This window comes from Dyadobacter sp. OTU695 (assembly GCF_038440355.1).
Lineage (GTDB): Bacteria > Bacteroidota > Bacteroidia > Cytophagales > Spirosomataceae > Dyadobacter.
On record NZ_JASATN010000002.1, the window covers coordinates 16330 to 32707 of the forward strand.

General features: G+C 49.5%; 12 protein-coding genes and 1 tRNA gene. 8 read left to right on the forward strand and 5 right to left on the reverse strand.

The genetic code is table 11. From position 1 onward, the window contains the following. Window positions 1-633 precede the first annotated feature (633 nt). The 5 genes from AAHB90_RS05855 to AAHB90_RS05875 form a co-directional block, all read right to left on the reverse strand. On the reverse strand, window positions 634-2376 hold the full coding sequence (locus AAHB90_RS05855; protein ID WP_342084001.1) for a CocE/NonD family hydrolase: 1743 nt from the start codon (window positions 2374-2376) through the stop codon (window positions 634-636). Between the two features lie 20 nt (window positions 2377-2396). Further along, the gene (locus tag AAHB90_RS05860) at window positions 2397-3089 is read right to left on the reverse strand and encodes a LytR/AlgR family response regulator transcription factor (protein WP_342084002.1); all 693 of its coding nucleotides are present in this window, start codon (window positions 3087-3089) and stop codon (window positions 2397-2399) included. Continuing rightward, window positions 3086-4144 carry a sensor histidine kinase gene (locus AAHB90_RS05865; RefSeq protein ID WP_342084003.1) on the reverse strand — a complete coding sequence of 353 codons (1059 nt, stop codon included), beginning with the start codon at window positions 4142-4144 and terminating at the stop codon, window positions 3086-3088. Before AAHB90_RS05865 ends, AAHB90_RS05860 begins: the two co-directional genes overlap by 4 nt. Before the next feature lie 224 nt (window positions 4145-4368). After that, window positions 4369-4452: transfer RNA gene (locus AAHB90_RS05870), tRNA-Leu, on the reverse strand. 114 nt (window positions 4453-4566) lie between these two features. After that, on the reverse strand, window positions 4567-5811 hold the full coding sequence (locus AAHB90_RS05875; RefSeq protein WP_342084004.1) for an ABC transporter permease: 1245 nt from the start codon (window positions 5809-5811) through the stop codon (window positions 4567-4569). Between the two features lie 158 nt (window positions 5812-5969). Here AAHB90_RS05875 and AAHB90_RS05880 point away from each other — a divergent pair, with 158 nt between their 5' ends. The 8 genes from AAHB90_RS05880 to AAHB90_RS05915 all read left to right on the forward strand — a co-directional run bounded on the left by AAHB90_RS05880 (window position 5970) and on the right by AAHB90_RS05915 (window position 16374). Then, window positions 5970-7256 carry an asparagine synthetase B gene (locus AAHB90_RS05880; RefSeq protein WP_342084005.1) on the forward strand — a complete coding sequence of 429 codons (1287 nt, stop codon included), beginning with the start codon at window positions 5970-5972 and terminating at the stop codon, window positions 7254-7256. Between the two features lie 189 nt (window positions 7257-7445). Continuing rightward, on the forward strand, window positions 7446-8690 hold the full coding sequence (locus AAHB90_RS05885) for an efflux RND transporter periplasmic adaptor subunit (protein WP_342084006.1): 1245 nt from the start codon (window positions 7446-7448) through the stop codon (window positions 8688-8690). Beyond that, the gene (locus tag AAHB90_RS05890) at window positions 8687-10138 is read left to right on the forward strand and encodes a TolC family protein (RefSeq protein ID WP_342084007.1); all 1452 of its coding nucleotides are present in this window, start codon (window positions 8687-8689) and stop codon (window positions 10136-10138) included. Before AAHB90_RS05885 ends, AAHB90_RS05890 begins: the two co-directional genes overlap by 4 nt. A gap of 164 nt (window positions 10139-10302) precedes the next feature. Beyond that, a complete protein-coding gene (locus tag AAHB90_RS05895) occupies window positions 10303-10965 on the forward strand; it encodes an ABC transporter ATP-binding protein (protein ID WP_342084008.1) in 663 nt (220 codons plus the stop codon). Window positions 10966-11126: 161 nt separating this feature from the next. Further along, on the forward strand, window positions 11127-12371 hold the full coding sequence (locus AAHB90_RS05900; RefSeq protein ID WP_342084010.1) for an ABC transporter permease: 1245 nt from the start codon (window positions 11127-11129) through the stop codon (window positions 12369-12371). Between the two features lie 31 nt (window positions 12372-12402). After that, window positions 12403-13569: an ABC transporter permease gene (locus AAHB90_RS05905; protein ID WP_342084011.1), complete on the forward strand. Its 1167-nt coding sequence runs from the start codon at window positions 12403-12405 to the stop codon at window positions 13567-13569. 148 nt (window positions 13570-13717) lie between these two features. Beyond that, window positions 13718-15091, forward strand: coding sequence for a sigma-54-dependent transcriptional regulator (locus AAHB90_RS05910; protein WP_342084013.1), 1374 nt, complete (start codon window positions 13718-13720; stop codon window positions 15089-15091). Continuing rightward, the gene (locus tag AAHB90_RS05915) at window positions 15088-16374 is read left to right on the forward strand and encodes a sensor histidine kinase (protein ID WP_342084014.1); all 1287 of its coding nucleotides are present in this window, start codon (window positions 15088-15090) and stop codon (window positions 16372-16374) included. The genes AAHB90_RS05910 and AAHB90_RS05915 overlap by 4 nt, the downstream gene beginning before the upstream one ends. The last annotated feature ends 4 nt before the right edge of the window (window positions 16375-16378 follow it).

Sequence of the window (16378 nt, forward strand, 5' to 3'; positions counted from 1 at the left end):
CGGGCGCGTTCGATAGGTAGAATTCTGGGCTTGGTCTTTTATTACAGAGCTGGAAATTGTTGTGCGGCAACTAGATCCATAAAATGAATTTCCAGCTTTCGGTGGGCTATACGCCAGCCATGCTGGGTTTTAACCAACTTGTCAACGAAAGCACCTGCCACGTACAGGGACGTCCCGGGACTACTTGAGATTTTGCTTTTATGGGAAGCCCAAAGATCTGTCCTTGCCAGAGGCCTTGGGAATGGTTCCGAGCTGGGCATGAGGGACAGCGGGTAAAAGCCTGTACGGAATTAGTCTTGGGTTATTGAGAAGCGGTAGTTGGATACTTAAAACAGAAATTCTAAAAAGACGAGAGGTTGGTTCGACTTCCGCTTAGTCCCCACAAGCGGAGTCGAACCAAAACGCACAAAAAATAAGACAATGAAGTGTTTGAATTGAAATTTTCGGAGAAGAGTAAACGAAAAAAGCCCCCTAGCTTGCGCTGAGGAGCTTTTGTACCCGGAGCCGAACAAATGTCGAGCCGGTTTTCTGATGGTTTGAAATTGATTTTACAATTAACTATTTGAATTTGAGTTGTTTGCTGGAAGGTGGCTTGTAGTAGAATCGGTATCATTGACGTGTTTATCTAGTGCCTTAAAAACCACTGTCAGAAACCCCCAGCTCAATGAAACTCTCCGTCGACCACCTGATTTCAAGTGGGTCGCCTGCATCCTTTACTGTTTCGAAGCTTACGTCTTTGCCCGTTCCATAATTGATCTGGGCAAAAGGATTTTTATCGATGTTCAGTACCAAAAGCAACCTGCTGCCTTTTTGCAATTGCTTACTAAACCGCCTCGACCTGTAAAAAGGGATCGTTTCCAATTTACCCGGCACAAGCAGTTCCCTCCTGCTCATATCATATGCATGACTTGCCCTGCCCAGGTAATAGGATAGCTGAAAATAAGATCCGTCCGGCGTGACCTCGTAGAGCACCAGCCCCACGTCCATGTCTTTTTTATTGATGACCGCTTTCAATTCGCCCTGCAAAGCGCCGCTGACCGAAACTGCTTTTTCAAATGGCCTGGTCATAAAGAAAAGCCCGTTGCTCCTGTCGATTTCCTTTTTGATGATCGGGTCGGGATAGTAATCATTGTTGGATGATTTTCTTTCGGCCAGGTCGACTTTCTGAAAAATGAAATCCGGCTTCAACGGTCGTTTTTGCGAGAGTATGGAAGTTCCGCCCGGGATGCTGTCGAGGTAAAACCTTACTTTATTGCCCTCCATTTTTTCGAGGGACGGGGTGTGCCTCCAGGTATTGGCACCCATTACTTCAAAATTGATTTTATCCTTTAACAAATCCGGTTTCTTTCCGCCTTTGAGAATGTAATCCAGCCACTGAAAGGTGATTTCCCGGGTATTGATCAAAGCAATTGAATCCACTTTATAACCTCTCAAATCAGCAGAACCGCCATGCTGGGCGCCGAAATGATCATAAGGCCCGATGATCAGGTAATGTTCTGCGGCCGCATTGTATTTATAATGTTCCCGCAGATATTCCAGAGCCGAAACCTGTCCGTCGTCGTAATATCCCGTAATGGTCAGCACCGGGATATTAATGTTTTTAAAGTCCTTCTTATACGGTACCATCGACTGCCAGTAGGCATCGTAATCCGGATGCGACAGCCACTTCTGGAGCCATGGATTGGGCGTTCCGTCGATACTATCGATCCGGTTGTAAGCCGCACCACTTTCCCACCAGTTGCCCCTCATCCTTCGCCAGCGGGCATTGTCGTTGTTCACGGCATCATCCGTGTATTTGTTATTGGTCACGTAAAATGCCCACTGATAGTTTGCCGTAAGAAATACATTGTTCTCCATAGGAAGCCCGAGACCGGGTATCGCCGCCACATAAGGTACAATCGTTTTAAGGGCAGGGTGCAGGTTTTTAGTCGCCGCCCATTGTGCAAAACCTGAATAACTGCCACCATACATGCCAACCCTGCCATCACTCCATGGCTGAGCAATGATCCAATCGATGACAGCATTCACGTCTTTGGCCTCATGCTCGTAGGGCTCGGGTTTGTCAGGGCTCAGCCGTTTGCCGCGAGAATCCGCAACAATACCCACATATCCATGATCCGCAGCATATTTCGCTTCCGTCAGACTCCTGTTTGTATTGGAATAAATAAAATAGAAGAGAGCCGCAGGCAATTTATCCTTCACCCCCTTTTTTCTCACCATCACCGCAGAGAGCGTAATGCCATATTTGGTTTTGATCATCACGTTGTCCTGGATGAGATAACCTGTTGTATCCGGCAAGTCGGGTTTTTGCTGGCCAAAGCAGTGAAGGCTGATCAAAAGGCATAGCACAGCCACACCGAATTTTTTCGATTTCATATTCATGAATAAGTTTTGTTTTATTGTCTTCTGAGGTTCTTGAATTTGGTGGCCTGCCGCTCCGAAAGGCGGATCAATTCGCCCGTGGTAAGCTCTACGGTCATCGCATTATCTTCTTTCAATATTGATTTGATAAAATCCATATTGAACATTTGTCCTCTTCCTGCCCTGAAAAACATCCTGCAATCCGGGTTCTCTTCCAGCTTGTTGAGTGAAGTTTTGAACAGTACCTGGTTCTTTCCAAACCAGAGCCTGGCATAATTTTCCACCGATTCGATCAACTGGATATCCTTCCATTTGATCAGATGGTACCTCCCTCTGTCCTTTACAAACACCGAAGGCTCATCGTGCCCACCGATCCTCTCAATGGCCTGGCTCATTGCCTTTGCGAAACGCTCTTCGCGCACTGGCTTCATAAGGTAATCCATCGCGCTTACTTCAAAAGCCCTGATTGCATATTGGTCAAAAGCGGTAACAAATATCACGTGCGGCAGGTGGTCCAGCGTTTCCAGCAGATCCAAGCCCGACCGGCCGGGCATCTGGATATCGAGAAAAATGAGGTCGGGCCGTAAAGATCTGATCATTAACTCGGCCTCATCGGCGTCGGCTGCTTCGCCCAAAACCGTTACCTGGGGATATCCATTCAGCATCCGCAACAATTCCAGTCTCGCGCCGCGCTCATCGTCAATGATCACTACCTTGATTGTTTTCATTGGATCGGGATCTTGATTTCGGCACAAACTTTTTCACCTTCCTGAACCAGGCTCAATGCAGCCTGCCCTTGGTAACTGATAACCAACCTTTCCCTCAGATTGCGCAGACCAATGCCAGCAGGGCTGTTATCTCGCTCAAACCTGCCCGGATTGGTGACCCTGAGATATAAAAATCCCTCTTTTTCTAATACAGAGATATCGATTTTTCCGCCTTCTTTTCGAAGTGCGACCCCATGTTTTACCGCGTTTTCAACCAGGGCCTGCACACTCAGACGCGGCACTATGCGACCTGAAAGTGATACATCGACATCCAGATGATAACTTAACCGTTCCTCCATCCGCAGTTGCTCCAATTCGAGATAATCCTTTACCAACTCCATTTCCTCCTTCAGGCTAATCGGCATGGAGGTGCCGCTGTAAAGTCCGCTTCTCAGCAATTCACTCAATAAATCAATACCTCTGCCGGCAGAGCCAGGATTCGTGTAAATGAGCGATTTGATTATATTGAGGGAGTTGAATAAAAAGTGCGGATTAAGCTGCGCAAAAAGGTTATCGAGTTGCGCCTGTTTGAAACCAAGTTCGAGTCTCGCATTTTCGCCGGATATCCGGATCTCCCTTTTGGCATAATGATATAAATGGTAGGCCAGCAGCCATATAGCCATTAATCGGATACCCGCCATGAAAATGCTCAATCCATTCAATTCGAAAAAATCGGCAAAGCGCTGAGGGTTATTTGTCAGGAAAAGGACCCGGATCAAGTGAAGCTTTCCCAGCGTAACGGCCGTATAGAAAGCGCCCATGACCGGTATGGCGACCAAAATACGCCACCATAAATCGTTGAGCGAAAGATCCTGCCATCGGTTTTTCAAAGCAAAAGTGCGGTAGAGATGGGTGATCAGAATATACATCATCACATCCGAAACGAGTTGGACCAACGCCAAATCCCATCTGAACCTGCCACCAGTCCAGCCCTGAACGGTCCAGTACAAAGAAGCGACTGTCCAGCCTGTAAGCTGGCACTTCCAATACAGTGATATGAAAGATTTGTTTTCCAAGATTGCTTTGCCTGAAACAAAACAACCAAGAGTTAGGATAATAAAAAAGATAAAGTACAGCAGCGCAGGAATTTGGTAGATAAGCGCGGCCTGGCGTAAAAGCGCATCTTTAACTATTTTAAGGGTAACTGAACCGCAATCGAACCGGTTGCCTCGAACATTGAAGTATGATGTTTCGAATGACGTAAAGAAAAAGGCCCCTGGTGCTTCGCCAGGAGCCTGTGTACCCAGAGCCGGAGTCGAACCGGCACGAGTGTAACCTCATTGGTGTTTGAGACCAACGCGTCTACCGATTCCGCCATCTGGGCATTCTCTTACTTGTTGGGAGTGCAAAAGTAGACAGAAAAAAAGATTAAGCAAGTCCCCAAAGCAAATTTTTCGGAGATTTTTGATGGAAATTGTAAACACCCACGCTAACCGGCTTATTCATAGCGTAGTGCCTCTATCGGGTCGAGACGGGAGGCTTTTATGGCCGGGTAAATGCCCGAGAGCACGCCTACCATCACGCATATCGTAATACCGACGGCCATCCAAAGCCAGGGAACGACGAAAGTGCTGTTTTCGCTGATCAGGCCGGTGATGGAGTTGCCCACTATGATACCGAGTATCAGTCCGCCGATGCCACCCAAGATGCATACCACGATCGCTTCGATGAGAAATTGCATCCGGATCACGCGTGGTGTGGCGCCCAGGGATTTCCGGATACCAATTTCCCGCGTCCGTTCGGTCACTGACACGAGCATGATGTTCATTAATGCAATGGCAGCGCCCAGGAGCGTGACGGTCCCGATCACGAAGCCGCCAATGCGAAGGTAGCCGGTAATTTCAGCAAAATCTTTCACCATGGCATCGGCACGCTCGATGGTAAATGAGTCTTCCTTGCCGAGCTCGTCGCCACGTATGCGTCGCATGATACCGCGGGCTTCTTCAACGATCAGATCGCCGTCGACTGCGTCCGGTGCAGAGGCGGTAATGTTATAGGTCAGCGTGCGGTTGGCCGCCAACCCACGACCGCTTTCGAGTGGGATGAGGATAAGCCGGTCGGAGTTGTTGTTGCCACCCAGCGATCCCTTTTTTGCCAACACACCCACTACTTTATACCTGCTGCCCATAAATGTAATCTCTTTGTTCAGTGGATCGTTCCGCTCGAAAAGTTTGCGCGCAATTTCTTGTCCGAGCACTGCAACATTCAGTGAATTTTCGAGGTCATTTTTGTCCAGATTGCGGCCAAGGTCGATTTTGTAGCCGTTAATGCCCAGATACTGGTCGTCGGACCCTACTACGTTGCTGTTCGGGTTGGTTTTATTGCTCCGGTAGTTGACCTGCACGGCACCGGCAATATCGGCCGAGAGCGATGCTGTGGCCTGATAGGAGGCTTTAAACTTGTCGGCGAAAGTTCTGGCCTGGCGGTAGGTAACGGCCGGATATTGTTTGCTCCGGCGGCCACCCTGACGGAACTCGTCATCGTCGCGGTTGCGGACGGTGAAGGTATTGGCGCCCAGATCAGCGAAGCTGCTATTAACCGACCCCTGGATGCCGTCAATGGCCGTCAGAATCCCTACCAGGGAGGTAATGCCGATGGCGATGATCATTGCTGTAAGCACAGTCCGGAGGAGGTTACTTTGGATCGAACGCAGACCTTCTTCGATATTTTCGCGTATTATCATGGCATTTAGAGCTGGCGCACCAGAAACAGGTTTTGGTCGTTAGTATTGGAGTCCATACGAAGCTCCTGCAAGGGAAACCGGTACGGGTTTTGTGTTAAATTTCGAAACGTGACGGTTTCTTTATTATATTTAATCTTTACCTGAATGTAAAACTGCGCATGAAAGTCGAAAGAATCAAACCAGTGATACGCCTCTATGTCCCGCTCGTCATTTTTTTGATCGGCTCGCTGAATGCTATGGCAAACCGTCTGCTGATCCCGATGGACGAGTCGCAAAAAAACCACTTGAAGGCTTATGGCATATCGTACTGGATACTGAAAAACTATGAAATGGAAATGGACTGGCTCCTCAATTACCGGGGCGGCAGTTTTATGGTAGCCTACAACCAGCAGTTCGCATCGGAAATGACGGTACGAGGCGTGAGTTTCGAGGTGATTTCCGAAGGCCAGGCCGGGCAGATCCTCAACCAGATCAGCGCACCGGACGTCAATATGGATGCCGTGAAGCTTCAAAAGGCGCCCCGGATTGCCGTATATTCTCCCAAATCCAAACTTCCATGGGACGACGCGGTCACACTCGTGCTTACTTACGCGGAGATTCCTTACGATGTCGTTTATGATGATGAAGTGTTGAACAATAAGTTACCCGAATACGATTGGCTGCACTTGCACCATGAAGACTTTACCGGACAGTTTGGCAAGTTCTTCCAGTATAAAGATTACCCCTGGTACCGTGAGCAGAAAAAGGAAGCGGAGGAAACTGCTACGAAATTTCAGTTTAACAATGTGCCGCAAATGAAGCTGGCGGTAGCTAAAAAGATCTCGGAATTTGTGACCGGGGGAGGGTATATGTTCGCCATGTGCAATGCGACGGACACATTCGATATCGCCCTGGCAGCCGATGGTGTCGATATCGTGGATGCGATGTACGACGGCACACCGGCTGACCCTACCGCGAACGGAAAGCTGAACTACAATAATTCGTTTGCATTCCAGGATTTTAAAACGATACCTTATCCCTACGAAATCGAATTCTCGGATATAGATAACCAGCCCGACGAGCGGGGGATGGTCGAAGCGAACGATTTTTTCTCGCTGTTCCAGTTTTCGGCCAAATGGGACCCGGTACCCAGTATGCTGACGCAGAACCATCAGACCATTATCAAAGGTTTCCTGGGACAGACCACCGCATTTAAAAACCGGTTGATTAAGCCTGAGGTAATCATCCTCGCTGAGAATAAAAATGCCAAGGAGGCACGCTACATTCACAGCACACACGGCAAAGGATTTTTCACCTTCTACGGCGGCCACGATCCGGAGGACTACCAGCACCGGGTAGGAGAAGAGCCTACCGATCTGAACCTGCATCCAAACTCGGCAGGCTATCGTTTGATCCTGAACAACATCCTTTTTCCCGCCGCGAAAAAGAAAAAATTGAAGACCTGACCGGAAAGTTAACAGCGGAAGAAATACGTTTGAAATCACACCGACCGTGCGTTATCGCACGGTTTTTTGTTTTTATTGGATGTTGTAACTGATTGATTTATAATTATTTAGTGATTGGCACGGATTTCGGATAAAAGAAGGCGTATTAGCCATGAATTTTATCCATTGAAAACCTCCAATCAAACCCACATGGATCGGGAAATTGCACCAGAATATGTCAGGCAAACCAGGAACCGCCGATGGCTGGTCATCGGTGGCGTAGCAGCAGGGCTGGCGCTGCTGCTTTACTTTTTCAAAAAATCGCTTTCCAGCACACTCGAAAGCGCACGCATCAGAACAGGTGTCGTTGAAACGGGAGATGTTGAAAACACCCTTACGGCCTCGGGGGAGATCATCCCTGCCTATGAACAGATCTTTACCAGTCCTATCCGCGCGAGTATCAAACGCATTCTGCTCACGCCCGGCACCCGCGTTCAGCCAGGGCAGGGTATAGTAGAGCTCGACAAATCGTTGACCGAGATCGAATCCCAACGCTATGAAGACCAGCTCGAACTGAAAAAGAACAGCATCGAGCAGTTGCGGATGAAGCTCAACAAGGATTTGTATGATGCCGAGATTAATGACAAGATCAAGTCATTGAATATCAACAAATTGAAAGCTGATTTTGAAGACGCCAGGAGGCTGCAAAAGGTTGGCGGTGGTACTATCGAGGATATTACCCGTGCTGAGAATGCATTGAAAATTGCAGAACTCGAAAAGCGACAGCTTGAAAACGACCTGAAGTATAACCGGGAGTCGATGAGTGCGAGCTTGCGCGAAACCGAGCTGGGCGCCCGGATCGAGGGGAAGAATTTGCAGGAGTTGCAGCATAAACTCAGAATGGCCGATATCGTCGCCGACCGCCCGGGCGTGCTCACGTGGGTGAACGAGAATATCGGCTCTTCCGTAAATGAAGGCGAAATGCTGGCAAAAGTGGCCGATCTGGGTAGTTTCCGGGTAGAGGGCAGCTGCTCGGATGTGTATGCCGAACAGGTGAAGGCCGGGCTAGGTGCTATTGTCAAAATCAATGACGCGCAGTTACGGGGCGTGATCACGCAGGTAAAACCGGCCGTGAAGGACGGTGTGATCGGCTTTACGATCCAACTTGATAATGCGCGGAACGAAGCATTGAGGCCCAATATGAAAGTGGAGGTGTATGTGGTGACGAGCAAGAGCGCCAAAACATTGCGGGTTGCCAATGGTCCCGCGTTTACGGGTAAGCGGAAACAGTACGTGTATGTCCTTGAAAACGGATCGGCGCGCAGGCGGGAGATAGAGACGGGCCTTTCCAATTTCGATTATGTCGAGATTAAAAGCGGGCTGAAACCAGGCGAAAAGGTGATCCTGATCAATATGAACGATTACGAACACCTGGAAGAGCTTACCGTTCAATGACCGCTATGAGAAAGCTTTTCATCTGGATTTTCATCCTGTTTTCAGGCAGTGTAACGGCGCAGGTCCGCAAGCTGACGCTCGAAGAAGTGGTGCAGCAGTCGAAAGACCAATCGATCGCCTCCAAACAGGCGGTGACGCAAAAAAAGACCAATTACTGGCAGTACCGTTCGTTTATGGCCGACTACAAACCGCAATTGAGTCTGCTGGGGACAGTCCCGGGATTTACACGCTCCTATATCCAGGTCGTGCAGCCCGATGGCACGGTTTCGTTTCAGCAGGTTTCCAATAACAATTCGACGCTCAATCTGTCGCTCAGTCAGAGCATCGCTATGACCGGCGGTACGGTATACGTACAACAGCAGATGCAGCGCTTTGACGATTTTCAGCGCGATGTGACACGTTATAATGGTATCCCTTTTGAAATAGGCATTAAGCAGCCGTTGTTTCAGTACAACCCGCTGAAATGGGATCGGAAAATATCACCGTTGAAATACCAGGAAGGCAACCAGCAATATATCCAATCGCTGGAACAGGTGGCATTGGATGCTACCGGGTTCTATTTCGATCTGCTGGTCTCGCAGGTGAATTTGCAGATCGCGGAGAAGAACAGGAGCAATAACGATACGCTTTTTAAAATCGCGCAGCATAAGCTTGAACTGGGCAAGATCTCTCAAAACGACCTTTTGCAGCTCCAAATGGGACTGCTTACTGCGCAGAAAGACCTTGCTTCCGCCCAGCAGTCGGCCGCCGTGGCCTCGCTCAAACTAAAAATGTACATGGGCTCCCGCGACGAGCGCGAGCTCGAACTGGCCATTCCGGCGGAGGCGGCGGAGTTCGCGATTGACACACAACTGGCCCTTGACGAGGCGTTTGCGAACCGTTCGGCTTCCGTAGCATTCCGGCGCAGGCTACTCGAAGCCGAACGTGATGTGCAGCAAGCGCGGAAAAACAACGGACTGAATGCGACGTTGAATGCTACCTTCGGATTGTCGAACCAGGGTAACCTTCCCCGCGATGTGTACGTGAGCCCGCAGGACCGCGAGTTTGTCGAGCTGCAACTCACACTACCCATTCTGACCTGGGGCCGTAACAAGGCAAGAACGGAGGTGGCCCGTGCAGCGCAGGAGTTCGCGCAGCAATCGGTGGAGCAGGATAAGCTTACCTTTGAACAGGAAATTTTCACACAGGTAACCCTTTTGCAAATGCTACAAAAGCAGGTAAAACTCACGAAGGTGACCGATGGAATCGCGGCCGACCGCTACCAGATCGCCAAGGAGCGTTTCATCCTGAGCGACCTCAGTGTAACCGACCTGGGCATCGCCACCCAGGAAAAAGATATCGCCCGCCGGGATTACATTCTGGCGCTGCGAGACTACTGGCAAGCATATTACAGTTTGCGGCTCCTAACGCTTTATGATTTTGAGCAAAACCGGAAGATTAGTTATTGAGGAGGAAAGGGGGGAAAGGGAGGAAGGGGAGGAAGGGGAGGACGGAGAGGAAAGTATTTTGGTCTAGTTATATTCTCCCTTTCGTCCTTCCTCCCTTTCCTCCTTCCTCCCTCTTCTCCCAAAATATTTACACATTCAATCATTCAACATTCAAGTCACCTGCCATGATCAAATTACAAAATGTAGAAAAAGTTTACCGTACCAGTTCCATTGAAACGCTGGCTTTGAATAACATCAACATTGATGTCAGAAAGGGGGAGTTTGTTTCGATAATGGGGCCATCGGGTTGCGGGAAGAGTACTTTGCTGAATATTATCGGTTTGCTCGACGCGCCTTCGAAAGGACGGATCGAGATCGACGGCTCGCCGGTGGAGCGGTATACCGACAAGCATCTGGCCGAATTGCGCAACCGTAAACTTGGCTTCATTTTTCAGAGCTTTCACCTGATCAATGATCTATCGGTGATAGATAACGTCGAAATTCCGCTGCTTTACAGGAATGCCTCGGCGAAGGAACGTCGCGAGCTCGCGCAGGAGGCATTGGAAAAGGTGGGGTTAAGCAACCGTATGAGGCACTTTCCCAAGCAACTTTCCGGCGGGCAGAAGCAACGCGTCGCTATCGCCCGTGCGATCGTGGGTAAGCCCGAAATCATTCTCGCCGACGAGCCGACCGGCAACCTCGACAGTGCGATGGGCAACGAAATCCTGGATATTCTTCAAAAGCTGAACAGCGGGGGTACCACGATTGTAATGGTCACGCACGACGAGGCCATGGCGAAGAAGACGGACAGGCTGATACGGCTGTTTGACGGAACGCAGGTTAGCTGATGGGGGGATGAATTTTGAATTTTGAATGATTGAACAGGTCGTCATTAGCCAGAACAGTCATGAAATTGTCAAGAAAAAAGTCACCCCCGACCTTTCATTCACCCATTCAAAATTCAGTCATTCAAAATTCAGTCATTCGGTCATTCAATCATTAAACATAAATGCTAACGAACTATATCAAAATCGCCTGGAAGGTATTGCTGCGGCATCCTTTCTATACTTTCATCACCCTGTTTGGCATCACACTTACGCTGACGGTGCTGATGGTGGTGACCTCGTTCCTCGACCATCTTTTCGGGGCGCATTATCCGGAAGCCAAGCGTGCGCGATCGCTGTACATTGCTTCTGTGATCCAAACCGATTCGGCCAATACGACAATGTCGTCGGGGCCCGCGTCTTTCGATTTTCTGACGAAGTATGTCAAGACGCTCAAATCGGCCGAACGTGTGGCGATCATGAGCAATTTCAGCTTCTCGAACGCGTATTCGAATGGAAAGCGGATCAAATTGAATACCAAATATACTGACATCGATTTCTGGTCGGTAACCGATTTTGAATTTCTGGAAGGCAAACCTTATGACGAAACGAATATCCGCAATGCCGACCACGTGGCAGTGATTACGGATGCGTTGCGAGAGCAATATTTTGGCCAGGAAACGAAATCCGTAGTAGGGAAAACCATTGACATCGAGAATATTAACTTTCGGGTAATCGGGGTCGTAAAGGGCAGCCCTCCGACACGGGTTTACACTTATTCCGATGTTTATTTTCCTTATACCGCCCCTAAAAGCAATTACGAAGGGAAAGGAATACGCGGACGCTTCGTAGCGATCGTTCTCGCAAGGAAATCTGCTGATCTTCCGGCAATACAGGCCGAGTTCGACGGCCACGTTGCGCGCATTCCGCGCTCGGAGTACTCGGATAATAACCATTTTAATGTGCTCGTCGTCAAGGCGGACACTTATTTCGACCATTTCCTCAGCATGTTCACACGCAGCGACAAAGACCGCATTGCGCTTTACGGGATCGTAGGGCTGGTCCTGTTGATGATCATGGGGTTGCCGGCCGTGAACCTGGTGAACGTCAATGTAAGTCGCATTCTGGAACGTGCGTCCGAGATCGGAGTCAGGAAGGCATTTGGTGCACCGTCGAAAGCGCTTTTATGGCAGTTTATTATTGAAAATATTTTCATCACTTTCATCGGAGGAGCTTTTGCATTGCTGCTTACGTTCGCGATCATCCATTTTATCAATTCCAGCGGCTGGATCGCCTACGCCGACCTGACAATCAATCTGCCGGTGTTTTTGACCAGTATATTGGTCTGCCTCGTTTTCGGCTTGCTATCAGGTGTTTTACCGGCAGTCAGGATGTCGCGGCTGAAAATAGCGGAAGCGCTGAAAGTGTGACGTCGATTCTCTCATTTAACCTTGGATAGCCATGCTACGACATCTTTTTAAATTGATATGGAATAAAAAAGGCACACATTCCCTGCTGATCATCGAGGTATGGGCCGCTTTTATGGTGCTTTTCGGCGTGCTGACGCTCATCGTTTTCAACCTTCGCAACTACCTGCAACCCATCGGCTTTCAGTACGAGCAAGTTTGGAACCTTGAATTATCGTCCAACCAAGACACGACCGAACTCGCCCAGAAATTGCAACGTGCTATTCAGCGCGTGCGATCGTATCCGCAAGTGACCGCAGCAAGCCGGATGAGTAGTAATACACCTTTTTCGGCTAACCAGATTGGTAACTCCGTAACCTATAACAAGGTCAATGTAGGCGCTGACTTTTATTATACCGATAGTGACCTGACGAAAGTACTGGATATACCACTAAAGAAGGGCCGCTGGTATGTTGAAAGCGACCGGACGGGCAAATACGTACCGATTGTGATCAATCAGGTGATGGAAGACAAGTTGTTCCAGAACGAGTCGGGTTTGAATAAGGTGGTCAAACGCGACGAGAAGACTTCCTATAAGGTGGTTGGTATCGTCGACAAGTTCAAGGGGAAAGGACTGTTTATGTCAGATAACCCCGCACTTTTTCAGATACTGGACAAGGACGACCGCTGGAATTCGAATATATTGATCAAAACCAAGCCCGGAACGGACGCTAACTTCGAAGCCAGGCTCGTGAAAGATATGGCGACGATGTTGCCCGGTTGGGGTGTGGAGGTGGGGTATCTCAAAGATTCGCGCAAGAACCGCGAGAACCTGACGCTTGTGCCTGTGCTTATATTCCTGATAGTAAGCGGATTTCTACTGACGAATGTCGCATTGGGTCTTTTCGGGGTGCTGAACCTCAACATTGCAAAACGGAAAGGCGAAATTGGCCTGCGCCGGGCGATGGGTGCAACAGAATCGGGGGTTACGAGCCAGTTTCTGGGCGAAATATGGGTGCTGGCAACATTCAGCCTCATTATCGGGCTTATTTTTGCCGTCCAGTTCCCGCTCATGAACGTTTTTGACCTGGACAAGGAAATTTACATCATAGCGATCTTGGCGGCCGTCGCGGTAATTTATATCATTGTAACACTATGCGCCTGGTTCCCCAGCAAACAAGCCGCGTCTATACATCCGGCTGTGGCGTTGCATGAGGAATGAGTGAATGATTGAATGAATGAATGAACGAATGACCGAATGACCGAATGATCCGCCGTGGAACGGGGAATGATTGAATAGAATGCTTTCTATTCAATCATTCAGTCATCGCTCCGGCGACCCGGTCAATCATTCAAAATTAAAAACGCCCATGCTCCTCATCGTAGACGACGATCTTGCCATTCGCACCTCGCTGACGCTCCTTTTGAAGAAGGAGGGATTTGAAGTGCGTGGTGCGGCGTCGCCCGAAGAAACTTTTGAAATACTGAAAGTGGTAACGCCCGAACTGATTTTGGTCGATCTCAACTTTTCGATCGAGACGTCGGGGATGGAGGGAATGGACCTGTTGCAACGCATTAAGAAGCATAATGCAGCGATTCCCGTAATTTTGATTACCGGGTGGGGGACGATCGACCTGGCTGTGCGCGGGATGAAGGAAGGGGCGGCCGATTTTGTGACCAAGCCCTGGCAGAATGATTACCTGATACAGTCCATCGGCACAATCCTCAACCTGGCCAAGCCGGCCCAGCAGGCCGGTAGCCGGAGGAAACTGGATCAGCGATTTCATTTCGAAAATATCGTCGGTGAGGATCCTAAGTTGCTCGATATCCTTGAAACCATTGGCCGGGTTGCTCCTACGGACGCGCCGGTGCTCATTACGGGCGAGAGCGGCACAGGGAAGGAGTTGATCGCCGAGGCTATCCATTTGAACAGTCGCAGGAAAGGGCGTCCTTTTGTAAAAGTTAACCTTGGCGGCATTTCTTCGACTCTGTTCGAAAGCGAGCTGTTCGGGCATGTGCGGGGCGCATTTACCGATGCCAAAACCGACCGTATGGGCCGTTTTGAAATGGCTCACAAGGGAACGATTTTCCTGGACGAAATCGGCGAACTGGATCTGGCGAGCCAGGTGAAGCTGCTGCGCGTATTGCAGGAGCGCACGTTCGAGCCGTTGGGCAGCAGCAAAAGCCGTACCGTGGACGTGCGCGTTATTTGTGCTACCAATCGTAATCTGGAAGAAATGGTGGCGCAGGGTACATTCCGCGAGGATCTTTATTACCGCATCAACCTGATCACCGTAAAACTTCCAGCATTGCGTGAGCGGCCGGACGACATTCCTATGTTATCGGCTTTTTTTGCGGATAATCTTAAAACAATTTATAACCGTCCCGAGCTGAGGATCAGCAATGCTGCTTTGAAATGGCTTAAAACACTGCCGTTGCAAGGTAACATCCGTCAGCTTAAAAACCTGGTTGAGCGTACCGTCCTGCTGGCCGGAAACAATGTGCTGGATATCGACGATTTCCAGCGGAATCTCCACGCAGGTAATGCCGCGTCCGCACAAAAGCAGGTCCCCGAAGTCGGTAGCATTACATTGGAGGAAATGGAGTACCAAATGATCATCAGGGCAATGCAGCACCATCAGAACAAGGTAAGCAAAGTCGCCCGCTCGCTGGGGATCACCCGTTTTGCATTATACCGGCGGTTGGAGAAGTTTGGCATATCCTTTGATTCGGAGGAGGTATGAGATTATCCACGAAGACGAAATACATTGCCTATATCACGATCCTGCACCTGGTGCTGATCCTGTTGGTTTACAAGTTATTATTCGAGAATAAGGCCCTTTTTATTGCGTCGGAGGTGTTTCTGCTGCTGTCGGCCGGCATGTCTATCGTTCTCTACAACAATTTTATGCAACCTATCCAATTTGTGAAGTCCGGAATTGAAGCTATTAAGGACAAAGACTTTTCGATCAAGTTCGTCCCGACGGGTAAAGGGGAAGTCGATGTGCTGATAGAGGTCTACAACATGATGATCGACCAGCTGCGCGAAGAGCGTATCAAGCTGAACGAGCAGCACTTCTTTTTGGAAAAACTCATTGAAGCATCGCCTATTTCCATCGTTATACTCGATTATGACGACCGTATCGAGTCGCTCAACAGCAAGGGAAAGAGCCAGTTGGGGCCGGATAGCCTTGCATTGATCGGTAAAAAGCTGGAAAAAACGGATATTGCGCTGCTCACCGAGCTGGCGGGCATTCTCGATGGTGAGTCCAGGATGATCAAGACCAATGGTATCGCTACATTCAAAGCGCAGCGCTCGCATTTCATGGATCGCGGCTTCCGGCGTTCGTTTTTAATGATTGAAGAATTGACCAACGAAATTCTGGAATCGGAAAAGAATGCCTATGGCAAGGTGATCAGGATGATGGCCCATGAGGTGAATAACACCCTGGGCGCCACTGATTCAATTTTGCAGACGACGAGCCATTTACTGCCTGCTGCCGACTATGGTGATATAAAGGATGCGTTGCATGTCGCTTCGGAGCGAAATCAGCAGCTCACGCGCTTCATGCGCAACTTCGCGGATGTGGTACGCCTGCCTGCGCCGGTACCGGTGCGGACAGATATGGGCCTGCTCGTACGCGACGTGGCCGTGTTTATGCAGAATGCAGCGTCAATTCGAAACATAAAAGTCACCAGCGAAGCGCAGGATCATGTGTTCTGGAATGTCGATAAGGGTCAAATGGAGCAGGTGCTGATCAATGTGATCAAAAATGCGGTCGAGGCTTGCGAGAGCGGGCAGGAGGTGCGGATAGTGGCCACGCAGGACCGCGTTGTCATCCGCAATAACGGTAAGCCGATCGATCCGGACGTTAGTGCCAAACTTTTCAACCCGTTTTTCAGCACCAAACGCGATGGCCAGGGCATTGGTCTCACATTGACCCGTGAAATACTCGGCAATCATGGCTTCGACTTTGCATTGGAAACCGGACCCGACGGCTGGACGGAGTTCAGGATTGAAAAGTAGGTGG